Source organism: Steroidobacter sp., from assembly GCF_036402275.1.
Classification (GTDB): Bacteria; Pseudomonadota; Gammaproteobacteria; order Steroidobacterales; family Steroidobacteraceae; genus Steroidobacter.
On record NZ_DASWTF010000023.1, the window covers coordinates 18,548 to 42,680 of the forward strand.

Annotated in this window: 16 protein-coding genes; 12 read left to right on the plus strand and 4 right to left on the minus strand. The window is 61.8% G+C overall.

Annotated features, from left to right (window positions below; translation table 11 throughout):
• Positions 1–8 precede the first annotated feature (8 nt).
• Positions 9–2,120 (minus strand): PQQ-binding-like beta-propeller repeat protein, encoded by a 2,112-nt coding sequence (locus VGD45_RS11205; RefSeq protein WP_331155383.1) that lies wholly within the window; start codon positions 2,118–2,120, stop codon positions 9–11.
• 457 nt (positions 2,121–2,577) lie between these two features.
• Between VGD45_RS11205 and VGD45_RS11210 the strand changes: the two genes are divergently transcribed.
• Positions 2,578–5,481, plus strand: coding sequence for a TonB-dependent receptor domain-containing protein (locus VGD45_RS11210; protein WP_331155384.1), 2,904 nt, complete (start codon positions 2,578–2,580; stop codon positions 5,479–5,481).
• On the opposite strand, the gene VGD45_RS11215 is transcribed toward VGD45_RS11210, so the two are convergent.
• On the minus strand, positions 5,454–6,320 hold the full coding sequence (locus tag VGD45_RS11215; protein ID WP_331155385.1) for a sugar phosphate isomerase/epimerase: 867 nt from the start codon (positions 6,318–6,320) through the stop codon (positions 5,454–5,456). The two genes, VGD45_RS11210 and VGD45_RS11215, sit on opposite strands and share 28 nt — an antisense overlap.
• Positions 6,321–6,469: 149 nt before the next feature.
• On the opposite strand from VGD45_RS11215, the gene VGD45_RS11220 reads away from it, so the two are divergent.
• The 5 genes from VGD45_RS11220 (at position 6,470) to VGD45_RS11240 (ending at position 13,495) form a co-directional block, all read left to right on the plus strand.
• The gene (locus VGD45_RS11220; RefSeq protein WP_331155386.1) at positions 6,470–7,909 is read left to right on the plus strand and encodes an aldehyde dehydrogenase; all 1,440 of its coding nucleotides are present in this window, start codon (positions 6,470–6,472) and stop codon (positions 7,907–7,909) included.
• Positions 7,910–7,932: 23 nt separating this feature from the next.
• Positions 7,933–9,132 carry a CoA transferase gene (locus VGD45_RS11225; RefSeq protein ID WP_331155387.1) on the plus strand — a complete coding sequence of 400 codons (1,200 nt, stop codon included), beginning with the start codon at positions 7,933–7,935 and terminating at the stop codon, positions 9,130–9,132.
• Positions 9,129–9,959, plus strand: coding sequence for a citryl-CoA lyase (locus VGD45_RS11230; protein ID WP_331155388.1), 831 nt, complete (start codon positions 9,129–9,131; stop codon positions 9,957–9,959). Before VGD45_RS11225 ends, VGD45_RS11230 begins: the two co-directional genes overlap by 4 nt.
• 30 nt (positions 9,960–9,989) lie before the next feature.
• Positions 9,990–11,747 (plus strand): thiamine pyrophosphate-binding protein, encoded by a 1,758-nt coding sequence (locus VGD45_RS11235; RefSeq protein WP_331155389.1) that lies wholly within the window; start codon positions 9,990–9,992, stop codon positions 11,745–11,747.
• A gap of 74 nt (positions 11,748–11,821) precedes the next feature.
• Positions 11,822–13,495, plus strand: coding sequence for a carboxylesterase/lipase family protein (locus tag VGD45_RS11240; protein WP_331155390.1), 1,674 nt, complete (start codon positions 11,822–11,824; stop codon positions 13,493–13,495).
• Between the two features lie 7 nt (positions 13,496–13,502).
• On the opposite strand, the gene VGD45_RS11245 is transcribed toward VGD45_RS11240, so the two are convergent.
• The gene (locus VGD45_RS11245) at positions 13,503–14,816 is read right to left on the minus strand and encodes an MFS transporter (RefSeq protein ID WP_331155391.1); all 1,314 of its coding nucleotides are present in this window, start codon (positions 14,814–14,816) and stop codon (positions 13,503–13,505) included.
• Positions 14,817–14,921: 105 nt separating this feature from the next.
• Between VGD45_RS11245 and VGD45_RS11250 the strand changes: the two genes are divergently transcribed.
• The 6 genes from VGD45_RS11250 (at position 14,922) to VGD45_RS11275 (ending at position 23,700) form a co-directional block, all read left to right on the plus strand.
• On the plus strand, positions 14,922–15,593 hold the full coding sequence (locus VGD45_RS11250) for a TetR/AcrR family transcriptional regulator (RefSeq protein ID WP_331155392.1): 672 nt from the start codon (positions 14,922–14,924) through the stop codon (positions 15,591–15,593).
• Between the two features lie 94 nt (positions 15,594–15,687).
• Positions 15,688–17,562, plus strand: a complete 1,875-nt coding sequence (locus VGD45_RS11255; protein WP_331155393.1) for a bifunctional sugar phosphate isomerase/epimerase/4-hydroxyphenylpyruvate dioxygenase family protein — start codon at positions 15,688–15,690, stop codon at positions 17,560–17,562.
• A 74-nt stretch (positions 17,563–17,636) separates the two neighbouring features.
• The gene (locus VGD45_RS11260; RefSeq protein WP_331155394.1) at positions 17,637–18,674 is read left to right on the plus strand and encodes an alpha/beta hydrolase; all 1,038 of its coding nucleotides are present in this window, start codon (positions 17,637–17,639) and stop codon (positions 18,672–18,674) included.
• A gap of 8 nt (positions 18,675–18,682) precedes the next feature.
• Entirely contained in the window at positions 18,683–19,570 is an 888-nt protein-coding gene (locus VGD45_RS11265; protein WP_414717577.1) for a shikimate dehydrogenase, read from the plus strand.
• Positions 19,571–19,633: 63 nt separating this feature from the next.
• The gene (locus VGD45_RS11270; protein ID WP_331155396.1) at positions 19,634–22,546 is read left to right on the plus strand and encodes a TonB-dependent receptor plug domain-containing protein; all 2,913 of its coding nucleotides are present in this window, start codon (positions 19,634–19,636) and stop codon (positions 22,544–22,546) included.
• Positions 22,547–22,572: 26 nt separating this feature from the next.
• On the plus strand, positions 22,573–23,700 hold the full coding sequence (locus VGD45_RS11275; protein ID WP_331155397.1) for a hypothetical protein: 1,128 nt from the start codon (positions 22,573–22,575) through the stop codon (positions 23,698–23,700).
• A gap of 133 nt (positions 23,701–23,833) precedes the next feature.
• Here VGD45_RS11275 and VGD45_RS11280 read toward each other — a convergent pair.
• Positions 23,834–24,133 (minus strand): fibronectin type III domain-containing protein (locus tag VGD45_RS11280; protein ID WP_331155398.1); only part of this gene is annotated, 300 nt, incomplete at its 5' end.

The window sequence follows — 24,133 nt, forward strand, 5'->3', positions numbered from 1 at the left end:
ATGCGCGATCACGGTTGAACGACTTCCACCTTGCCGGTCGGCCGTGGGCTGAAGCAGTCATTGAAGAAGTACTCACCCGGCTGATCGAACCGATAAGTCGCGGACTCCCCGGGCGCGAGACGAAAGTTGAACAGGCCCTCGAAGAATTGCGTGGCGCAATGTGTATTGAGATTGGTTGCCGGGTTGGTGAAGGTCACCGTGGTACCGGGTGCGACACGCAAATGAGTCGGAGCCATCGCATTGACAGCCGTCGACTCGGTCGTGCTCACCGTGTTCGACGCGGCGTTGTATGTGCGAGCGAGCACGATTGTATTGGCGACGAGGCTACCCTCGACGGGAGTACCGGAGACTGGACGACGAACGACCGGCGGCGGGGGTGTAGCAGCTTCGGCGAGCTTGCCACCGATCTTGAATGCCCATAGGTTGTCACCGCGCGGGGCGGAGTTGCCGTACGGAATGCCGGTGCCGCCCGCATAGATCGCGATGTATTGCTCACCGTCGATCTCATAACTGATCGGGCTCGCGCTGATCGCCGCGCCAGTCTGAAAACGCCACAACTCCTGGCCGTTTCTCGCATCCAGCCCCAGCAGATTGCCATCGGGCTGCCCAATGAACAGCAGATCCGACGCCGTGGTCAGAATGCCGTTGCCGTGAGCCAGCGAGTACGGCATGCGCTTCTTCCAGCGGATACGATTGGTGCTGGGATCGACCGCGACGATACCGCCGGTCAAGTACTCGCCCGGCGGTCGCAAGCCATTGCTCGATTCGGTGAGCGAGTGGGCCGCGGCGACATAGCCGAAACCGGTGTACATCAAGCCGGTGCTTTGGCTGAAGGAATGGTGATTCCAGTCCGCGCCGCCGCCATGTCCCGGGATCGAAAGAATCGGCACATCCCAGTGAGCGGCGTACAAACAACCGCGCTCGTAGTTCGGCACGGCGCGATTGGGATTGCCCGGAACCGCCGTGCCCAGCTGCTGATCGACGACGCAGGTTTCGGTCCATGCGCCTTGACGGGGGAAAGGTTGTGTTGGCGACGTTTTCTGGCGTGGTTCTTGAGGCACCGGCACTTCGTCGATGCCGAGCGGCGCGCTGCCGTCACGGCGATCGAGGATGTAGTACATGCCGGACTTGCTGCCGTAGACGATGAGCTTGCGCTCACGGCCTCGGATCTTTGTGTCGACCAGCACGGGCGCCATCACGTTGTCCATGTCCCAGATGTCGTGATGGATGGATTGGAAGTGCCATTTGTAAGCGCCGGTGTTCATGTCCAGCGCGACGATGGAGTTGGCGAACAAGTTGTCGCCGCCACGCGTGGAGCCATTCTGTGAGGAGCCTGCGCGAACATTTCCAAACGTGAAGTAGACGGTCTTCAGTTCGGGGTCGACGGCCGGATGAATCCATGGAGTGGCGCCGCCGTCTTGCCACGTGTCTCCTTCCCATGTGTCATTGCCGAACTCCCCCGGTCCGGGCGCGCCCCAGAAGTGCCAGATCTTGTCGCCTGTGGTGGCATCGAGCGCGAGAGCAGCGCCACGCGGTCCATCGTTCGTGCCGATGAAGAGACGGCCGCTGTGATAAACGACCGCGACTTTCTCGACGTTGCCCCAGCCTTCGTGCTGGCGCTCCCACACCACTTCGCCCGTGTCTTTGTTGAGCGCCACGACATAGTTATCGCCGGACAGTGTGTAAACCAAGCCTTGGCCGACGGCGACTCCGCGACGAGTGAGATTTCCGCGTGTCTGCAGATATTTCCATTTGGTTTGTCCGGTGCGTCCATCCACGGCCACGACGTTGCCCAGCGCCGACTCGAGATAAATGACGCCGTCGACCACGACCGGCGTGCTCTGATTCGTGCCGGTGGTCATGCCACCTTCGATCTTGTTCAGCCACACGGCGCCGAGCTTGCGCACCTTGCCGCGATCGATTTGTTTGAGACGCGTGTAGTTCTGATTGCCGAGATTGCCGCCGACCTTGGGAAAGTCCTCGTCGCCCGGCGTGCAACAGTCCTGTAGATCCGCGGCGCCGGGCCGATGGCCGCCTCTATGATCGTCGCCTGCATGAGCGGCGAGGGCGGCGAACGACAAGGCGCCCGTCGCAATCGACATCGCAAGTTTGAGCTTCATCGAGATCTCCACTGACGCGTTGATCCCGCGCCTTTTCCCAGGCGCGAGGAGAGAGCGCGCGCTGCAAGCAGCGCGACGATGTAGAAAACCGCAGGGAAAGAAACGTTAGTAGCGGGGCGGCCCGCGTGAGCCGCGGGTCGTGGTTATGACTATCTGGCTGGCGGCCGCGCGCACGCGCCGATCATGCAAATGTTCCATTCGCACGCCCCCTGGTGGTCGTTCGTTTGCTATCGGGCCGCCGGCGTCGTCCGACGCATCCGTCGATCGAACATAAATGAACTATTTAGTACATGTCAACGCGTCCCGCGCACTTGACACAAACGTACTAGTTCGTACACTCCGAGAAAATGAGCTCGCCCCCTGTGACTACAGGGTGATGGAACAGCACAAACGGCAAGCACGGGCGGGCGCGCGTACAGATATCGTCCAGACATCGTCCAGGTATGGGGGGCAATCGATGCGTATTAGAACAATGGCCGCTGCGCAGGCTGCGTCGTTTCTCGCGGTCTTCACCAGCGGCGTCGCCTTGGGGCAGGCGGCGGAACCCGCCGACACGTCCGACTCAGAACAACTCGAAGAGCTGGTCGTCACCGGCACCCGCATTTCACGACCCGATTATTCCTCCACCAGTCCGATCGTGACCTTCGGCGAGGCGGCGATCACGCAGACCGGCACGGTCAACATCGAGAACGCGCTCAATCAGTTGCCGCAGTTCGTGCAAGGACAGACGCAGAGCACGATCGGCGCGGTGGCGCTGGCGGGACGCGCGTCACTGAACCTGCGCGGCCTCGGCGAAACGCGCAACCTGGTGCTGCTCGACGGTCGTCGACTGCCACTGTCGAACGCCAATGCCGTGGTCGACGTGAATCTGATTCCGCAGTTCATCCTCGAAGGCGTCGAGACGATTACCGGCGGCGCGTCGGCGGTCTACGGTTCGGACGCGATGTCCGGCGTCGTGAATTTCAAGAGCAAGCGGCGTGTCGACGGCGTGCAGGTCGATGTGCGATCGGGTATCAGCGATCGCGGCGACGCGAATACCACCGATGTCGGCATTACTGCGGGCTTCGCCATCGATGAAGGGCGGGGCAACGTACTGTTGTCCGCCGGCTATACCGACCGCGATGTGCTGTTTGGCAAGGATCGTGACTTCTATCAGCTTGGCGTGCTCTCGTCGTTCATCGCGAATGGCACGTATGTGCCTTCACCGACCAATCTTCCCTCGCAGGCCGCCGTCAACGCCGTGTTCTCGCAGTACGGTGTCGCGCCAGGAACAGTGCTGAACTCGCGCACCTTGGGCGTGAATGACAATGGCTCGCTGTTCGGGCAGATCGGCGTGATCAATTATCAGGGCCCGACCACTGGCTACTTCAGCACCACCGGCAACAACGTGCGCCAGCCGGTCACGTATCAGGAGTACATCGTCAATCCGATGGAGCGCAAATCGTTCTTCGGCAAGTTCGACTACGACGTGACCGAGAACATCGAGGCATACGGTCAGTTCCTATACAACCGTACGACGGCGACCGGCCAGGTGGGCTGGACGCCGACGCTGTACGTCGTGCCCACGGTACCGGTGACGAACCCATTCATTCCGCAGGACCTGCGGACGATCCTGGCGTCGCGGCCCAACCCCACGGCGGATTTCACGATCAACCAGCGCTTCATGGGGCTGGAAGCACGCGCGTTTCCCTCCGACTTCACCGTCGGCCAATACATTTTCGGCCTGCGCGGCGATCTGCCGTTCAAGGATTGGGAGTGGGATATTTATGGCTCCTACGATTCGACCGACCTGGTGGAGACGCAAGACAAAGCGATTCTGAACTCACGCATGCGCACGCTGCTGTACGCAGCGGACGGCGGCGCCTCGATCTGTGAAGGCGGCTTCAATCCGTTCGGTTTCGCCAACTCGACCAACATTTCGCAGTCCTGCCGAGATTATCTCGAAGCGGAGACGCACGATTACACGCAGCTCACGCAAACCATCTTCGAAGCCAGCATCAAGGGTTCTCTGTTCGCCCTGCCGGCGGGCGATCTGAAGTTCGCATTCACCCTCGATACGCGCGAGAACAAATTCGAGTTCGATCCGGATCCATCGCGCGAGAACCTGGACATTATCGGTACCCTCCAGACTTACCCGGCGGATGGTTCGACTGACGTGAAGGAAGCTTCCATCGAGTTGCTGGTGCCGTTGCTGAAAGATAAGCCGTTCGCCCGTACCCTGGACTTGAACGTTGGCTTCCGTGTGTCTGATTACGACGTCTCCGGCAGAGTGGAAACCTACAAGGCCGACGGTATGTGGGAGCCGTTCCGTGGCTTCTCTTTCCGCGGCGGTTTTGAGCACGCGATTCGGGCGCCGAACATTGGCGAGCTCTACAACCGCCTCGGGGCGCAAGCGCAGATCGGTACACCGCCGGGGCAGGGCGATCCTTGCGACGTGCGCTCGTCAGCACGCACGGGCGCGAGCGGTGCCGCTGTTCGCGCACTGTGTGTCGCGACTGGGGTGCCTTCGCAGATCGCGGATACATACCAGTATACGACCGTCGCAATCGGAGTCATCAACAGCGGCAACACCGATCTGACACCCGAGGAGGCGGATACCATCACTTTCGGCGCCGTGTACCGTCCCGAGTTCGAAGCCGAGTTGTTCTCGAATCTGCAAATTTCAGTGGACTACTACGACATCGATATCAGCGACGTTATCGGTCCGGTCAGCGGCGGCACTGCGTTGAGCAAGTGCTACAACCTGGATGGCAGCAACCCGACGTACGACGCGGCGAATGTTTATTGCCAGATCATCCAGCGCAATGCCACCACGGGCGGCGTCGACATCATTGCCACGCCGTACTTCAATCTGGGTGGCCTGCGGACCAGCGGTATCGATGCGCAGATCGATTGGCAGTTCCCGCTGGGCCCCGGCAAACTCGACGTGAATCTGGTCGCGAACTTCACCAACTCCTACGAGGTGCAGTTGCTGGAAGGCTCGGCGTGGCAGGAGTTCGCGGGCACTATCGACGGTACGCAGAATGGTGGCATTCCGCTGCCAGACTGGAAGACGTTGATGTCGCTGACGTATCGGCTGTCGGACTTCGAGGCTGGCGTGCGCTGGCGTCATCTGCCCTCGATGGACGACGTGACGGCGGTGACGCGGCCGGCGAGCCCGGCGCCCGGTGTGCCTTCGTACGATCTGTTCGACGCGACCCTCTCTTATCGTTTGAACGCCGGCATCTTGTTCCGCGGTGGTGTCAATAACATCACGGACAAGGAGCCGCCCATCGTCGGCGGTACGATTGGCCAGACTCAGCCGGGCACGTACGACATCCTGGGCCGCTACTACTACGCGGGCTTGCAGCTGAACTTCTGATGCGATCGCGGCGCCGAGGAGCACAGTGCTCCTCGGTGTCCGAAGAATTCTTTGGCGCTCTCCAGGGCCAACCGTGCGCATTCCTGGAGTCCGATTTTCTTCGCCAGCGCCGCCGTGGGTATTTCCAGGGAGTAAGGAATGTCCGGCGGCAGGGCGCTCAGAATGCCTCGCAGATCCAGGCCGCCGTCGCCTGGAAACATCCGTTCGTTTCGGGCGGCGAAAATCAAGCCGTCCAAAGTGGTGGGAGGAACGCTGGGCGCATCGCAAACCTGCACATAACGAAACCAGGAGCGCGGCAGCTTGGCCAACTCCGCAATGTCCTCGTTCGATCGAGAGAAATGCAGCGTATCTATGAGCAGGCCGCCGTTACTGCGGGCGGCTGAGCGAACGATTGCAGCGGCACGCGCGAGGTCCGCTGTCTCGGTCCATGTAACGAACTCGATATCCGCGGTGAGATCGCGCTTGGCCGCCGAGTCGCACAACTGGCCGAAATGCTCGCTGACGCGCGCCAGATCGGAATCGGCGCCCTGAACGATGAGATGACGGGCGCCCAACTCCGCGCTCCCGTCCAGCAGCGCATCGTAGTCATGCACGTCGAAAGATGGAGTCAGCTTGATGAGCTCGACATCGAGCACCCGGATGCCGCTCGCCGCCAGTTCACGTTTCGTCTCCAGCAGCAGCAAACGATCGGTATGCAACGGATAGCGCGGCTCCTGTGTCGTGACGGCGTTCAGCCGCAGGCCGACGTAGGAATAACCCGCCTGGGCGGCGGCGACGATCATCTGCGGCGGCGCCAGGCCCAGAACAGTCAGATGGGCGAGGGAATATTCGACAGTCATGGGAGGTCTCGCTGCCTGGATGCGCGATATTGAACCAAATGGTACACGCGTATGGACTAGTTAGTCCATAAACGGATACTCTAGCGTCCGCGCCGCCGCGGGGATTCTCATCGCATCGATGAGTGCGGACGGCCAGCGGGCTGCGGTCAATGAAACGATACGGTCATTACATCGGCGGCAATGAGCTTGCGCCACGCGGCGGGCGCTATCTCGGGACCGAGAATCCATACACGTGCGAGACCTGGGCCGAAGTGGCCCGAGGCGATGCCGACGATGTGAACGCCGCCGTGAGCGCGGCCAAAGCGGCCTTCGCAAATCCTGCCTGGTCCGGCATCACCGCGTCGAAGCGTGGAGCTTTGCTACGAAAAGTCGCCGACCTCATCGCTGAAGAAGCGCCGCGCCTCGCGCAGATCGAACAACGCGACAACGGCAAGCTGGCCAGCGAGGTGAACGCGCAGGTTCGTTACGTCAGCGATTATTTTCACTACTACGCGGGCCTTGCTGACAAGGTGCAGGGGCACGTCATACCCAACGACAAGGGCGGCGCGCTTACATACATTCGGTACGAGCCCAAGGGTGTGATCGGAATCATCACGCCTTGGAACTCGCCTCTGACCTTGACGAGCTGGAAGCTGGCGCCGGCGCTTGCCGCCGGGTGCACGGCAGTCATCAAGCCGTCCGAGTTCACCTCGTGCGCCATCGTCGAGTTCGCGGACTTGTTCCGGCGCGCCGGATTTCCCGATGGCGTCGTCAACGTAGTGACTGGCCTAGGCGAGGAGGTCGGCGCGCCGCTGGTGTCGCATCCCGAGGTTGCGCACGTCGGTTTCACCGGCGGCGAGGCGGCAGGTGTCCGCGTCTATGAGCTTGCGGCACGCGGTCTCAAGACAGTGACGCTGGAGCTCGGAGGCAAATCGCCAAACATCATCTTCGAGGACGCCGATTTCGATCAGGCGTTGAACGGCGTGTTCTCCGGGATCTTTGCGGCCTCGGGTCAGAGTTGCCAGGCCGGCTCCCGGCTGCTCCTGCAACGTTCCATCTACGATCGGTTCGTCGAACGCCTGGTCGCATTCACTCAGAGCATCCGTCTCGGCGATCCCTCGCTGGCCGATACGCAAATGGGGCCCATCGCCACGCGGCCGCAGTTCGAAAAGATCCTGAAGTACATCGAGATTGCCAAAAAGGAGGGTGCACGCTGTGTGGCCGGCGGCAAGGCGCGACCGGATCTGGGCGGCCAGTTCGTCGAGCCGACGGTGTTCACCGACGTCGATATGCGGATGCGCATTGCGCAGGAAGAAGTGTTCGGGCCAGTTCTGTGTGTCATTCCGTTCGAGGACGAGGCGGATGCCGTGCGAATCGGCAACGACGTGGCGTTCGGCCTCGCCGCTGCTGTTTGGACGCGCGATCTACAGCGCGCGATGTCCATGACTTCCAAGCTCAAGGCCGGCACGGTTTGGGTAAACAACTATCGCGCCACGAGTTTCACAGCGCCTTTCGGTGGCATGAAACGGTCGGGCGTGGGGCGCGAGTCTGGCATGGATGCGGTTCGTGAGTATCTGGATACCAAGTGTGTGTGGATCGCTGCGCGCTGAGCAGCGGCGAGGAGAATCGATTCATGACGGCAGTGCTGACCGGCATCCGGGTCATCGATATCACTAATGTGCTGGCGGGCCCGTTCTGCGCCTACCAGCTGGCGTTGTCGGGCGCCGAGGTAATCAAGGTCGAAGTGCCCGGCACAGGCGATCTCGCGCGCCAGCTGGGCGCGGACCCCGAGCTCAGCCGGCAACTCATGGGCGCATCGTTCATCGCCCAGAACGGCGGCAAGAAATCGATCACGCTGAATCTCAAGCTTGAAGGCGGCAAAGAAATATTCCGCCGACTGGTGCGCAGCGCCGATGTGCTGGTGGAGAACTTCCGCCCTGGCGTGATGGATCGGCTCGGCTTGGGCTACAACGCGCTCGCGGGCATCAACCCGCGGCTGATCTATTGCGCCATTAGCGGCTTCGGTCAGGAAGGGCCGATGCGCGAAGCGCCTGCGTACGATCAGATCGTGCAAGGCCTGTCGGGCGTCATGAGCATTACGGGCGATCGTCACAACGCGCCGTATCGCGTCGGTTATCCGGTGAGCGACAGCATCGGCGGATTGACGGCGGCGTTCGCTATATCCAGCGCTCTCGTGGGCCGAGAGCGCACGGACGAAGGTCGCTTCATCGATGTGTCGATGTTGGATTCGACGCTCGCCACCATGGGATGGATCGTTTCGAACTATCTCATCGCCGGGGTCGAACCCGAGCCCATCGGCAACGACAACTTCACGGCCGCGCCGTCCGGCACGTTCCGGACAGGCGCGGGATTGTTGAACATCGCTGCGAATACGGACGATCAGTTCGCCGCGCTTGCCAGACTCATCGAGCGGCCAGACCTGGTAGGCGATCCTCGCTTCTTGACCCGAGAGTCGCGCAAGCGCAATCGCGAAGTGCTGACTGTGTTGATCGAAACGGAGTTGCGACAACAGCCGGCCGCGTATTGGGAAGATCAGCTCAACAGAGCTGGCGTGCCCGCGGGACGCGTGCTCAACGTGCCGCAGGCGCTGGACCTCCCGCAGATCGCGCATCGGCAGTTGATTCACAAGGTCAACGTTCCGGCCATCGGCAAGGACGTGAGCGTGGTGCAGGGAGGCTATCGATATTCCGATGCCGATGTTCCCTCGGATCTGCGTCCGCCGACCTTGGGGCAGCACACCGACGAGTTGCTGCGCGATCTCGGATACGGCCCGGAAGACATCGAGACGTTCCGTTCGAATGGTGCCATATGAGTGACGATCCAAAAGCGCAGATCGACAAAGTCCGTGCGTGGTGGGACACGCAGATCATCGATATCGAGCCGGGCAAGATCGGCGTGCGCGGCTACCCCATTGAGGAGCTGATCGGCCGCGTGTCGTTTCCGGACATGATCTGGCTCATGACGCGGGGCGACTTGCCGTCTCGCGCGCACAGCAAACTTCTGGAAGCGGCGTTGGTTGCGTCAGTCGATCACGGCCCTCATGCCCCGTCGATTGCCATCGCACGCATGGCAATCACCTGCGGCATCGATCTCAACAATGCCATGGCGTCGGGCGTCAACGTGCTCGGCGATATTCACGGCGGTCCTGGGCAGCAATGCATGGAGTTGTACCAAGAGATCCACGCGGCCGGTGGCGATGACTTGCCAGCCACTACGGACCGGGTCCTGGAGCGATTCGTTGCAGCCAACGGCAAGATCATTCCGGGCTTCGGCCACCGCTTTCATCCTGTCGACCCGCGAGTTGTGCCGTTGTTGTCCTTGGTCGAAGACGCGGCACGTGATGGTGCAGTTTCAGGAAGCTACGCGCGCATCGGCCGCGAAGTCGAAGCGGCGCTTCGCAGGCGTACCGGCAAAGCCATTCCGATGAACATCGACGGCGTCATCGCGGTGATTTTCTGCGAGCTGGGTTTTCCTCCGCCCATGGGGCGCGGCCTGTTCATCCTGTCGCGCTCCGTAGGAATCCTCGCTCATGCCTGGGAGCAGTCTCAGCGGCAGGAACGCATCAAGGGGCCCATGCCCAAAGAGATTCCTTACACCTATAGCGGTCCGAAGCGACGCACGCTCGATCCGGATCGATAACGCACATTGCATCTGAAGGCAGAGGTTCGTATGACACATACCGTAGCTCAATTGCTGGTGGAGTATCTCGAAGCGCGCGGCGTCGAGCACATCTTCGGGCTCTGCGGACACACCAACATCGCCGTGCTCGCTGCGTTGGAGAAGAGCTCCATTCGTTTCGTGAACACGCGCCACGAGCAGATCGCTGCGCACGCTGCGGATGGCTATGCGCGAGCCAGCAAGAAGACCGGTGTTGTGCTGAGCCATCTGGGGCCCGGCCTCACGAATGCGGCCACCGGCGTTGCGAATGCAGCGCTCGATTCGATTCCCATGGTCGTGTTCGCGGGGGACGTGCCTAGTCACTACTACGGCAAGCATCCCCATCAAGAAGTGAACATGCATGCCGACGCGTCGCAGTTCGAGATCTATCGGCCGTTCGTCAAGCGGGCGTGGCGGGTGGAGCGACCGGATCTGCTGCCCGAGATCGTCGACAAGGCTTTTCATCTGGCCGAAAGCGGCCGTCCTGGGCCGGTGCTGATATCCGTGCCCATGGACATCTTTTCAGCGCTCGCGTCACCCACGTTGTTCGATCGAGTGAAGGCGAACGCATCGAGATATCACAAGCCGTCCATCGACGAGCCGACGGCGCGCACCATCGTCAAGACGTTGCTTGGGGCGAGCAAACCGGTGATGTATGTCGGCGGGGGCATTTTGCTGGCCGACGCTGCGAGGGAGTTGCGCGATCTTGCGGATCATCTGGGCATTCCGGTGGCGCATTCGCTCATGGGCAAAGGCGCGTTGCCCGACGATCATCCGTTGACACTGGGCATGACCGGCTTCTGGGGAACGAAATATATCAATGACAGCTGCCGCAATGCCGATTACGTGCTCGCGCTAGGCACGCGCTTCTGCGAGGCAGACTGCAGCTCATGGGAAGGTGAGTACACCTTCAACATGCCGCCGACCAAGCTGATCCACATCGATATCGACCCGTCGGAGATCGGCCGCAACTATCCCGTGGAGATTGGAGTGATCGCCGATCTCAAGCAGGCGCTTACAGTGTTGAACCGAGTGGCTCGTGAGATGCTGCCTCAGCCGCGCTTGAACCAGCCGCTGCGTGAAGAGATCGCCGCTTATCGTAAGCAGTTCAAGAGCGGCAACGCGGCGGCCGAGGCGAGCTCGCAGTTTCCGATGCGGCCCGAGCGCATTCTCGCCGACGCGAGAGCGGTGTTGCCGAGGGACGCTTTCATCACGACCGACGTGGGCTGGAACAAGAACGGCGTGGGGCAGCAGTTTCCGATCTACGAGCCGGGCACGATATTCACGCCCGGTGGTTACGCCACGATGGGCTTCGGCGCGCCGGCCGCGTTGGGTGCGAAGATCGCGCGGCCCGATCGGGTCGTGGTCTCGTTGGTGGGCGATGGCGGCTTCGGTCAAAACCCCGCGGTGCTGGCGAGCGCGGTCGAGCAGAATGCCGCGGTGATCTGGGTCGTCATGAACAATCTCGCCTTTGGCACCATTGCGGGATTGGAGAAGGCGCACTTCGGGACCACGTTCGGCACGGTGTTCCGTCACAACGATCAACCTTACTCGCCCAACTTCGCGGCGTTGGCCAAAGCCTACGGGGTGGACTCGGTGCGTATCGAGTCGGCGGATCAATTCAAGCCGGCGCTCGAGCACGCGGTACGCTGTGGTAAGCCGTACCTGCTGGATGTGATCATGGAGAACGCGCCGGTGCCTACCGCGGGGCATTGGAACATCATGGATATCTATTCGCCGGGGCGGAAAGTCAGCCACGTTTCTACCTGAGCCGGCGCTTTCAATAATCAGCTGCCATGTCCCCTCAGGGGATCATGGCAGCGTTTGTTTGATCGGGAGAATGAATGCAGAAGTCTTTGGGCGTGCGCGCCTCCGTGCTGCGCGCGTTGATGGCGGCTACAGCGTTGTGGATGGGCAGCGCGGCCGCGCAGATCGTCGAAACTCCGATCCCTGGCGATCCCGTGAGCATCGACACGGGCAAGCTTAGCGGGAAACTTTTGCCGTCGGGTGTGAGAGCCTACTTCGGCGTGCCATTCGCGGCTCCGCCGACGGGCGATCTGCGCTGGCGTGAACCTCAACCGCGCGAGCAGTGGCAAGGCGTATACAACGCCGATCGCTTCGCGCCCGAATGCATTCAGATCCTGCGTCCTCACAACATCAATCATTACTTCGGCGAGGAGGCGACTAGCGAGGATTGTTTGTATCTGAACATCTGGGCGCCCGCCTCACTGCCTCAAGGTGAAAAGGCGCCGGTCATCCTGTGGCTCTATGGCGGCGGTCTGTCGATTGGCTCCGCCAGCATGCCGAATTACGGCGGCGAAGGACTCGCGCAGAAGGGTGTCATCTACGTGAGCGCGGGATATCGCGTCGGCGCATTCGGGTTCATGGCGCATCCCGAGTTGACCGCAAGCTCGCCGCATCGAGCTTCCGGCAACTATGGCCATCTCGACCAGATCGCAGCCCTGCAGTGGATCCAGCGCAATATCGAGCGCTTCGGCGGCGATCCAAACCGCGTGACGGTGATGGGGCAGTCCGCCGGCGCAAGCTCCGCTTTCAGCTTGCAGGCGAGTCCTGTTGCGAAGGGCTTGTTCCATCGCATCGTCGGCATGAGTGGCGGCGGGCTGCGTGCGGGCGGCGATCCGATCTCACAAACGGAAGCAGAGCAGTCGGGGCTGGAGTTGCAGCGCGTGCTTGGCGCGGATTCGCTCGCGGGTCTGCGGAATGTGCCGGCTGATCGCATTCTTGCGGCACAGGCGGAGTTTCAACTGGGCGGGACGGCGGGCACTGTGCGATTCCGGCCGAACGTCGACGCTCACTTCATGCCAACTACGCCGCGAGAGATCTTCAGCAGCGGTCAGCAGAACGACGTGCCGCTGCTCATCGGCTTCACGCGCGATGAAAGCGGCAACGAGCTTCGCTTCGCGCGCTCGATCGAAGACTTCAAGGCGGCGGCAAACAAGTACTTTGGCGACAAGGCCGGCGAGTTCCTGAAGCTATACCCGGTGCGGACCGATGCCGATGTTCCTTCGGTCGGGGCCACGGCAGTTCGGGACGGCGGGATGGCGACGTCGATCCGTAGCTGGGGACTGGGTCAAGCCGCGAAGGGCAAGGCGGCAGTTCACATCTACATGTACAGCCATCCGCATACATACGAGCCCGGCGTCGCCATTGCCGATCTCAATCCTGCGACCGCCGGCGCATATCACACCAGCGAAGTTCCGTTCTTTCTGTTGACGCAGGATGTCTATAACCGCATTCGTCGCACGCGAGCCTGGACCGACTACGACCGCGCGCTCGCCGACAAGATGTCCGATGTTATCGTGACGTTCGCGGCCACCGGCAACCCGACGACGAGCGAGGTGAAGGTTCCTAGGTTCACGGTGCGCAATCAGGAATTCGTCGAGTTTGGCGATGAGATCCGCACGGGCCGCTTCGATGTGAAGCGGATGGACTTCTTCTCAACCGTGAACATGCCGGGCGCTGTCGGCCCCGGCGCGCCACGGACGCCTCGGGACTGAGGCCGTTTCAAACTATATCCATCTCCACCGGCTTCACCTCGCCGACGATGAAGATGTACGACAGTGCGCCGATGACGGCGACGACGGCGATATAGGCGAGCGCGAAGAAGAACGAACCGGTGGCGCCCACGATCACGCCGATCACGATCGGCGTGATGATTCCTGCCAGGTTGGCGCAGAAGTTGAAGACGCCGCCGGTCAGGCCGATCAGCCGCTTCGGCGCCACGTCGGTGATCAAGGTCCAGCCCAGGTTCACCATGCCCTGGCCGAAGAACGCCACCGACAGGATCGCAATGACCACGGGGTCGCTGTCCACGAAATTCGCGATCACGATGGTGGAGGCGAGCAGCAAGCCGCTCAGGATGGGCAGCTTGCGGCCCAGGGTCGCCGAGCCGGTGCGTCGGATGATCGTGTCCGAGACCCAGCCGCCGACCAGCACGCCCACCGACGCGGCAATGAACGGCATCACCGCGTAGAAACCTACCTTGAGCCAACCCATGTTGCGCTCGGTGGCGAGGTAGGTCGGGAACCAGGTCAGGAAGAACACCAGCGTGGAATTGCCGGCGAATTGCCCGATGGACGCGCCCAGCACCTGCCGATGTTTCAGCAGTCCTATGATATTTCGCCACTGGAAGGGCGTGGCCGCGCCCCGGTAACCCAGGCCGCCGCCGGCTTCGATGTAGGCCAGCTCGGCGCTGTTGACGGTGGGATGATCGTGCGGCTCCCGATAGGTTTTCAGCCAGACCGCCGCGAACGCGATGCCGGCTAAGCCTGCGATCACGAACAGCGCGCGCCAGCCGAGCTCGGCGACGATCCAGAACAGCAGCGGGCTCAGGAACGCCAGGCCGAAGTACTGCCCGACCGAATACACGCCGGTGGCGCGGGCCCGCTCATGTTGCGGGAACCATGTGCTTAGCACGCGGCTGTTGGTGGGATAACATGGCGCCTCAGCGACGCCCAGTCCAAGGCGAAACGTGAGCAAGGAAATCAGACCGGACGCGAAGCCCTGCAGCAGCGTGAAAACAGACCAGATGCTGACCGACCAGAAATACGACAGCCGCGCGCCGACGCGATCGACGAATGCGCCGCCCGGAATCTGGGCCGCGGCATAGGTCCAAGAGAACGCCGAGAACACGATGCCCATCACCACCGCATCCAGTCCCAGCTCCTTGGTCATCGACGGGGCGGCGACGCCCAGCACCGCGCGATCCAGATAATTGATCATGGTGCCGACAGTGATCAGCCCCAGCACGGTCAGCCGCGCCCGGCTGCGCAGGACGCCCGTGTCCGCCTTCACCGCCACTGTCGCCGTGCTCTCCATCCCGTCCCCCGTCAGCGAATATTTATTACGGCAGGCGTTTCGCCCGCCGGTGCATTTTTTCACTATGTACCAGACGGTACAGAGTGTCAATGAACGAGGTAGCCCATGAGCAAGACGCCCAAGAAAAAAGCGACCGCCGAACCGATGCCGGTCGTGACCCGCGATCCGGAAGCCTCGGTGCAGGACATCCTCGCGGTCGCCACCGAAGAGTTCGCGATCAACGGCCTGAGCGGCGCGCGCGTCGATCAGATCGCCGAGCGCACGCGCACCTCGAAACGCATGATTTATTACTACTTCAAGGGCAAGGAGGGCCTGTATCAGGCGGTGCTCGAGAAGGCGTACATGGACATCCGCGCGCTCGAGGAAAAAGCCAAGCTGCTCGACATGGAGCCGCGCGCGGCCATGCGCAAGCTGATCGAGCTCACGTTCGATTACGACGAAACCCATCCGATGTTCATCAGCCTGGTGAGCGTGGAGAACATCCATCGCGCCAAGCACATGACCAATCTCACCTCGATCAAGGACGTGAACCAGAGCGTGATCCGCACGCTGACCAGCATTCTCGAGCGGGGCCGCAAGGAAGGGGTGTTCCGAGCGGATCTCGATCCGGTGGACGTTCACTTGTTGATCAGTGCGTTCTGTTTCTTCCGCGTATCGAACCGGCACACGTTCGGGGCCATTTTCGATCGCGACCTGTCGGACCCGAAGCTCCGCAAGCGGCACAAGAAGATCATCATCGAGGCGGTGGAGCGGTTGCTGGAAGTGCGTAAGAGCTGAGACGGTTCGCCCGGGCCGCCAGGGATGGTGCGCGGGCTCCTCGGCGCGTAGAGTGTACGAACTGGTACGGACGCACGTGCCGGGGAGGAGCGCCATGTTCACGTCCATTGCTTCGGTTTCCATCAGCGGGCGGCTCGACGCCAAGCTACGCGCGATTGCGGATGCTGGGTTCGACGGCGTCGAGCTGGTCGAAAACGATCTGCTGACTTATGACGGCGCGGCGCGCGAGGTCGGGCAGATGATTCGTGACCTCGGGCTGACTTGTACGGCATTCCAGCGCGTCAGCGATTTCGAAGGCATGTCGGGCGCTGTACGGACGCGAAACTTCAGCCTGATTGAACGCAAGCTCGACACGATGGAGCAGGTCGGCGCCGATCTGTTGATCGTCGGCAGCAACTCATCGACGGCCACGTCGGGAGATCGGCAGCGCATCGTGGAAGATTTCCGCGAGTTGGCCGATCGCGCGCAAGGGCGTGGCATGCGCATCGGTTATGAGGCGCTCGCTTGGGGTCGATACATTTTCGATCACCGGGAAGGCTGGGCGGTGGTGAAAGAAGCGAATCACCCGGCATTGGGCCTCGTGCTGGGCAGCTTTCATTCGCTGGCGCGACAAGTACCCATCGACAGCCTGCCCGACATCGATCCGGCTCGAATCTTCCTGGTGCATCTCGCCGACGCGCCTGTCATGAAAATGGACTTCCATTCATGGAGCCGCCACTGGCGCTATCTGCCAGGGCAGGGCGAGCTCGATCTGGAAGCTTACGTGGCCGCGCTGCGAGCGCGCGGTTACGACGGCATCTGGTCGCTCGAAGTCTTCAACGATCGCTTTCGCGCCAGCGCGGCGGCGACGACGGCCGTCGACGGCATGCGGTCGCTACGATACATCGAAGATCAAGTGGCTCGTCGCTTGTTGCTCGCCAAAGGATCGGGCCGGCCGCCGCGAGTGCAGTGTCACGGCATCGAGTTCATCGAGTTCGCTGCCAACGACAACGAAGTCGAGCCGCTGGGACAAATGTTCTCTTCGCTGGGATTCACGCGAACGGGTCAGCATCGCTCCAAGCGCGTGACACGCTGGACCCAGAACGGAATCAATCTGCTGATCAACAACGAGCCGGCGAGTTTCGCCAGAGCCTATGCGGACATGCACGGAGCGTCAGTGTGCGCGATGGGCGTGAGAGTTGAAAACGTGCAGGCGGCGATGGAGCGCGTAGAGGCGCTGCAGATCAGCAGCTTCTCGCAGCCGGTAGGTCCCGGCGAGCTGCAGATTCCCGCGGCCCGCGGCGTAGGGGAGAGCCTGCTGTATTTCATTCGCGCAGGCGAAGAACAGCACGTCTGGAAGAACGATTTCGTCGCGGTCAGCGAGCCCGCTTCAGCCCAGCCGCAAGTCGGGCTGCTGCGCATCGACTATGTGACGCAAACAATGGAGTACGAAGCCATGCTCTCGTGGCTGTTGTACTACCTGTCGTTGTTTGCTGTCTCCAAGACCGCGCAGGTGGAAATCGACGATCCGTTCGGACTGGTCTACAGCCAGGCGGTGGAATCGTCAGACCGCACCTTCCGAATGGTTCTGAACAGTTCGTCGACGCCGCAGACGCTGTCGTCTCGCTTCCTGCATGGATTCATGGGCGCTGGCGTCCAACAGATCGCGCTGCAGTCGGAGGATATCTTCCAAACAGCGCGGCTGTTGCGAGAGCAGGGCGCGCAGATGCTGCCCATTCCCGCGAACTACTACGAGGATCTGCAAGCGCGCCTCGATCTGGACAGCTCGCTGATCGAGCGGCTTGCCGCCAATAACATCCTGTACGAGCGCGAAGGGCAGCGTGAATATTTCCAGCTGTTCACGCGGGCCTTCGCCAAGCGGTTCTTTTTCGAGATCGTGCAGCGTCGGGGCTACCAGGCCTACGGCGCGAGCAACGCCGCCATTCGCATCGCTGCGCAGTCGCGCTATCGCTCCGATCCTCAGGGTTAAGTCGCGGCGATGCTTGCCATCGGCCCGCGTCCGAGGCAGTATGTACGAACTAGTACAGAACATAGCCGGCGGCGATGACCACGATCAAACGTTGGGGCGATACAAGGTTGGGGGCTTGGATTGGCGCGGCGGCGCTGGCGCTGCTGAATGCAACGCCATTGCACGCGCAGACGGAGGTCACGGCCGAGACCGCGGCGGAGCCCGTCCTCGACGATCGATACCCGAGGGCTAAGATCGCCTTCGGCAGCGATGTCGAGAGTTATCCCGATGTGATCTTCAGCACGCCCGCCGGATTCCGACCGTTGCGGCTAGATATCTATCGGCAGGTCGCGCCGAGCGGTGCTCGGCCTCTGATTGTTTATATCCATGGCGGCGGTTGGCAGAGTGGCCACACGCGTCACTCGGGTGCATTCGCCAACTGGCCGGAAGTGCTGGCCTCGCTCGCGCGCCGCGGTTATGTGGTTGCGTCCATCGAATATCGGTTGAGCAGTGAAGCCCGGTTTCCCGCGGCCATTCACGATGTGAAGAATGCGATCAAGTGGCTGCGGCTCAGCGCGGCGAAGTACTCCATCGATCCGCGCAAGGTGATCGTGTGGGGCGGCTCGGCCGGAGGTCAGTTGGCTGCGCTCGCGGCAACATCCTGTGGTGTCGAGGCGCTCGCGCCGGAAGCCACGGACAAAGCCGCGCCGATCGCTGCTCAGTCAGATTGCGTGCAAGGCTTGGTCGCTTGGTACGGAGTCTTCGACTTCAACGCCATCCCAGAGCTGTCATCGCAAACAGCCGCGCGTTCCGCACCCGGCAAGTACCTTGACTGCTCGACTCAGTGCGGCAGCAAGGCAACGCTCGCGAGCCCGATTTCACATGTGGACGCGAAGGATCCGCCGACGCTGCTGATTCACGGCGAGTTGGACAAGGTCGTGACCGTCAGCCAATCGCGCGCTTTCGATGCGACGCTTCGATCCAAAGGTGTGCCGGCCGAACTGGTCGTGATTCCAGCCGTCGATCACAGTTTCATCGGCAACTCACCCGAGGCGACGCGGCAAGCGAGTTTGCAGGCGTTGGCGAAGACCTTCGCATTCATCGATGCGGTGAGCGGAGGAAAACGGGAGTGAGCTCCGCTATCGCCACCGAAAGCCGCCGGCGCGTGCTCGCCGGGCTGATCGGCTCCGGTATTCAACAGTCGCTGACACCGGCCCTGCACATGGAAGAGGGCTCGCTGCAAGGTCTGGACTATCGCTATGAGCTGCTGGATCTGGACCGCATCGCTGGCGGGGCAACGGCTTTGCCATCGTTGCTCGCTTCGGCCGCAGAGCGTGGCCTCGCAGGATTGAACATCACGCATCCGTGCAAGCAGATCATTCTGCCGATGCTGGATGCGTTGAGCGATGATGCGAAAGCGCTCGGCGCGGTGAACACAGTGGTTTTCTCCGAAGGCCGGAAAGTCGGGCACAACACCGATTGGTGGGGCTTCGCGGAGAGCTTCAAGCTGGGTCTGCAAGGCGCGGCCTTGCAGCGAGTCGTGCAGCTAGGCGCCGGCGGCGCTGGCGCGGCGGTCGCTTACGCCATGCTCAAACTCGGCGCGCAGCGCTTGGACATCTTCGACATCGACGCGTCCAAGACGCGGACGCTGGTCGCTTCTCTCAGCGAATTGTTTCCCTCGCGGCAAATCTCCGCAGTCACCGACCTGCGCGTAGCGATGCAAGCCGCCGATGGACTCGTTCATGCGACCACGACGGGTATGTCCAAGAACCCAGGCTTGCCGCTGCCCGCCGACATGCTGCGCGCATCGCAGTGGGTGGTCGAGATCATCTATTTCCCGTTGCAGACGCAGTTGTTGAAGACCGCGCGCAGCATCGGCTGCCGCACTCTCGATGGCGGCGGCATGGCCATCTATCAGGCCGTCGGCGCATTTCGTTTGTTCACTGGCATTGCGCCGGACGCGCAACGCATGGCCCGGCATTTCGATTCGCTCGCGCGACGTCCCGCGGCGCTCGCTGCCACGGAATGAGAGAGGGCGCGCTCATCTGACGATTGGTTCGACATAGATAAGTTCGGATTTGGGGGATGAACAATGAAACACACACGATGGCAGGCCGCCCGCCGCGGCCATGGCCCGATTCCCATGCTGTGCTTTACCGGCTTGGTGACGGTGATGAGCACCGCCTCCGCGCAGGAGCAGGCCGACACCGGCCTGGAGGAAGTCGTGGTCACGGGCTCGCTGATCTCGGATCCGAATCATGTCGCGCCCAGTCCCATCGTGATCGCCAATGTCGAGGCGTTGAAAGAAACGGGCGCCGTCACCATCGAAGCGGCGCTCAATCAGTTGCCGCAGTTCTCGCCCGCCGGCACGGCGGGTAACGGCGGGCAGGGTACGGGTGGTCATGCTACGGTGAATCTGCGTGGCTTGGGATCGAATCGCAACCTCGTGTTGCTCGACGGACGGCGCCTGCCGCTCGCCGATATCTCCGGCAACGTCGATATCAATCTCATCCCCGACGCCATTCTCGCGAGCGTGCAGACCATCACCGGCGGTGCGTCCGCGGTGTACGGTTCGGACGCGATGTCCGGCGTCGTCAACTTCATCACCCTCGGCCACTTCGAGGGGATCAAGACCGATCTGCAATATGGCAATTCGGAGCGCGGCGACTACGAGCAGATCACGTCGTCGGCGGCGTTCGGAACGTCGTTCGCGGACAATCGGGGTCAGGCATTGCTGTCCGTCGGTTACGCGACGCGCCAGGGATTGAACGGCGACAAGCGGGACTTCTTCGATCTGGTGACGCCGTCGTCGTTCATCGGTCAGGGAACATTCGTTCCCTCGGCGACCAACCTGCCCAATCAGGCGGCGGTCAATGGTTTGTTCGGCAGCTACGGCGTGTCGGGGCCGGTGGGCAACACGCTCAACCTCGGCTTCAACGATGACGGCACGTTGTTCACGCAGACTGGCGCTAGAAACTATCGCGGGCCCACCGATAACGGCTACGCGATCATCGCCGGCAACGTGCGCATGCCGGTCGGGCCGCAGACGGTGATTCAGAACCCGCTCGATCGCACGTCCATCTACAGCAAGTTCGATTATGAGTTCACGCCCAGCTTGACCTTGTACGGGCAGTTCATGCACGTGGACTCCGAAGTTCACACCAGCAGCGGCCGCAGTCTCACTCAGTTCGGCACGCTGACGAGCATTCCCGTGACGAATCCGTTCATACCGGCGGACCTGCGCACGCTGCTGGCGTCGCGGCCGGATCCGAATGCGCGCTTCACCTGGAACGGTCGTTACGTCGGCTTGCCGGCCAAGTCGTGGGATGAGCATTACGACACTTCGCAGTACCTGGTCGGCATCGAGGGCGACCTGCCGCTCGAGAGCTGGACCTGGGACGTCTACGGTTCCTATGACGACACCAATCATTTGCAGTCCAACTACAACGCGGTGCTGAAGAGCCAGGTGCAGAATCTGCTGAACGCGCCGGATGGCGGCGCGTCGATCTGCGCAGGCGGTTTCAATCCGTTCGGATTGGTCAATAGCATGGCGATCTCGCCGGAATGCCGTGCTTACATGACCACGACTGCGAAGAGCACCGAGGTGTTGACGCAGGCGAACTTCCAAGGCGTTGTTCAGGGCGATCTGTTCAGCCTGCCGGCGGGCGAGGTGAAGCTTGCGGTGCTGGGCGCGCATCGCAAGAACACCTATAAATACAGCCCGGACTCGCAGCTGGCTTCACAGAACATCGAAGCCGTCATCGCGTCGCTGCCGTCACAGGGCAAGTACGATGTGACCGAATATGCGGCGCAGATCGATGTGCCGATCCTAAGTGGCATCACGCTCATCGAGCGTTTGAATCTGGGCGCGGCGTTCCGTCGGTCGGATTATTCCACCAGCGGCAGCGTCGACAGTTACGAGGGTGACATCAAGTGGACCCCTGTGCCGGGGCTGCTGGTGCGAGGTGGCTACCAGCGCGCGGTCCGTGCACCGAATATTGGCGAGTTGTTTGCTGCCGATAGCGGTGCGCAGATCGCGTTCGGTACGCCGCCTGCTTCGATCGGTGATCCGTGCGATGTTCGGTCTTCGGCGCGTACGGGTTCTGGTGGTGCAAACGTGCGGGCGCTGTGTCTTGCGCAGGGTATTCCTGCCTCCGTAATCGATAACTATACGTTCCCGACCACGGCGACCGCCGGCCTGTCGCGCGGCAATCGAGATCTCGATCCGGAGACTGCCGATACATACAACGTCGGCTTCTCGTGGCAGCCGCGCTCGCAGTCGCCGTGGTTTAGTGGCGTGTCGCTCTCGGTCGACTATTACAACATCAGCATTGAGGACGTGATCTCGATCGTTCCGGGACTGACGGCGTTGAGCAAGTGCTACAACCTCGATGGGTCCAACCCGGGCTACGACGTCAACAATTCGTTCTGCACGTTGCTGAACCGAGACTCGAACGGACTGCTGCAGGTCATCGAGACGCCATACTTGAACCTGGGCGGACTCAAGACCAGCGGCATCGACGTGCAACTCGCGTGGAGCGCGGACTTGAATGAGTTGGGCTTCGGTACAGGGCGCGTGTTCTTTTCCACCGGCTTCGGTTATTCGAAGAACTTCTCGATCCAGACGTTGCCGGATACGCCGTTCCAGGAATACGGCGGCACGAACACCATCGGCGCGTCGTATCCGGAGTACAAGGCTTTGACGACGCTCGGCTATGGGATCGGTGGCGCGTCTGTGTCCGTGCGCTGGCGGTATCAGAATGCCATGGACGATGTGACGTCGGTGACGACGCCGGCGAATCCGGGCATCGGCGTGCCGACTTACAACCTGTACGATCTGGTGGGCACGTTCGACATCACGGAGCAATGGCAGCTTCGCGCCGGCATCACCAACTTGACGGATGAAGATTCTGTATTCGTGTCCAGCTCGCAGACGAGCACCGATACGAGCGTCTTCGATGCGGTGGGGCGCTCGTACTATTTGGGCGTGCAATTCTCGCTGTAGTGGGAATGGCGAGCGAGCTTTGCCGAATGGTGGCGCACCGAGCAATCGCTGGTCGCGCCATTCGGCATGTCGTCTTCGGCATGCTGACGATGTGGCTCGCGGTTGGCATGACGCCGCGAGCAGTGAGCGCATCAGAGGCGGCCGAGTGCGCGGACTCGCCGAAGTTGCGTTTCATCTGTGGTGCCGAGCGGCCGGAGGACGTCGCGCGTATTCCGGGCACGCGGTGGTTGGTGTTCAGCGGATTCGCCAATGGGGCTGGGCTGAAGCTGGTCGATACGGCTTCTTACTCGATGCGACTGTGGTACAGCGGTGCGCCAGAGCAGATCCAGCATGATCGAAAAGGTTTCCCGAGGTGCTCGTCGCCGCCTTCGGTCGAAACATTCAATGCGCAGGGCATTAGCCTGCGTACCGTTGAGCCCGGAATGCATCGTCTCTATGTCGCGAACCACGGTGGTCGCGAAGCCATCGAAGTATTCTCCATCGATGCGCGCGCGGATGAGCCTGAGCTTTCGTGGATAGGATGCGCGCCTTTGCCGGACGGAATCGCTGCCAACAGCGTCGCGACTTATTCCGATGGAACCATTCTCGCGAGCGTGCTCACACATCCAGGCACGTCTATCACCGACTTCGTCCTCGGCAGGACCACTGGCGGCGTTTACGAATGGCGGCCCGGCAGCGGCGCCTTCAAGTTACTCGAGGGCACACAGTTGCCCGGCAACAATGGCATCGAGACCTCACCGGACGACAAAGAGTTCTATGTCGTCGCGTTCGGCTGGCGCTCCGTCGTGGTCTTCTCCCGTGCCGATCCGTCAAAGCCACTGCGACGAGCGGTCGCACCGGGCTTCATGCCAGATAACATCCACTGGCAAGAAGGCCGCCTGCTGCTCGCAGGCATGCAGTACGACGAGCCCGCATGCGGCGGCCTGCGAAAGATCGTCGATGGCAAGGCCGACGGCATGCTCTGCCGCCGCGGCTACAGCGTTGCGCAGCTCGATCCTGCTTCCATGGAGTTCAAGCTGATCGCTTACGATGGGCCTGATTCCGTGTACAACGGCGTGTCGGCGGCGGTGCTCGTGGGCGAGGATTTGTGGCTCGCGTCGTATCAGTCGGATCGAGTTGCCGTGCGTGGGCTTGGCTATTCGATCTCGCGCTGACGGAGATCGGATGGCCCGGCCTTGGGATTTTTTCACGCGCCAGCCCCTTCAAGATGGAAGGTGAGGCGATGGCAAAGAAAAACGGCGACCCAAGTGGGTCGCCGTTGTATCGAGCCTGAGTTTGTCGTTGCGATTACTGCACGACCTTGCTGAAGACGTTCGAGTTGCTGCTCTGGGTGCCGTTCGAGGTGTAAGCGCGGACCGCGAAGTAGTAGGTGCCGGGAGAGAGGTTGTCCATGGTGTAGCGAGTGATGCCGGGGTTCGCGACCTGGATGGACTGCGTCATCGCGTTCGGGGAGGTGCCGTAGGCGATGCGGTAGCCGGCCAGGTTGGTCAGCGTGCTGCCGTCGGTGTTCTGGGTCGGGGGAGTCCAGGACAGTTCGGCGCCGCCGCTGGAAACATCGACCACGTTGATGGAGAACGCGGGCAGCGT

Excerpts from the sequence above, each read along its gene's own strand:
- VGD45_RS11205 (WP_331155383.1), bottom strand. The coding sequence starts at position 2,120 with ATGAAGCTCAAACTTGCGATGTCGATTGCGACGGGCGCCTTGTCGTTC.
- VGD45_RS11210 (WP_331155384.1), top strand. The coding sequence starts at position 2,578 with ATGCGTATTAGAACAATGGCCGCTGCGCAGGCTGCGTCGTTTCTCGCG.
- VGD45_RS11215 (WP_331155385.1), bottom strand. The coding sequence starts at position 6,320 with ATGACTGTCGAATATTCCCTCGCCCATCTGACTGTTCTGGGCCTGGCG.
- VGD45_RS11220 (WP_331155386.1), top strand. The coding sequence starts at position 6,470 with ATGAAACGATACGGTCATTACATCGGCGGCAATGAGCTTGCGCCACGC.
- VGD45_RS11225 (WP_331155387.1), top strand. The coding sequence starts at position 7,933 with ATGACGGCAGTGCTGACCGGCATCCGGGTCATCGATATCACTAATGTG.
- VGD45_RS11230 (WP_331155388.1), top strand. The coding sequence starts at position 9,129 with ATGAGTGACGATCCAAAAGCGCAGATCGACAAAGTCCGTGCGTGGTGG.
- VGD45_RS11235 (WP_331155389.1), top strand. The coding sequence starts at position 9,990 with ATGACACATACCGTAGCTCAATTGCTGGTGGAGTATCTCGAAGCGCGC.
- VGD45_RS11240 (WP_331155390.1), top strand. The coding sequence starts at position 11,822 with ATGCAGAAGTCTTTGGGCGTGCGCGCCTCCGTGCTGCGCGCGTTGATG.
- VGD45_RS11245 (WP_331155391.1), bottom strand. The coding sequence starts at position 14,816 with ATGGAGAGCACGGCGACAGTGGCGGTGAAGGCGGACACGGGCGTCCTG.
- VGD45_RS11250 (WP_331155392.1), top strand. The coding sequence starts at position 14,922 with ATGAGCAAGACGCCCAAGAAAAAAGCGACCGCCGAACCGATGCCGGTC.
- VGD45_RS11255 (WP_331155393.1), top strand. The coding sequence starts at position 15,688 with ATGTTCACGTCCATTGCTTCGGTTTCCATCAGCGGGCGGCTCGACGCC.
- VGD45_RS11260 (WP_331155394.1), top strand. The coding sequence starts at position 17,637 with ATGACCACGATCAAACGTTGGGGCGATACAAGGTTGGGGGCTTGGATT.
- VGD45_RS11270 (WP_331155396.1), top strand. The coding sequence starts at position 19,634 with ATGAAACACACACGATGGCAGGCCGCCCGCCGCGGCCATGGCCCGATT.
- VGD45_RS11275 (WP_331155397.1), top strand. The coding sequence starts at position 22,573 with ATGGTGGCGCACCGAGCAATCGCTGGTCGCGCCATTCGGCATGTCGTC.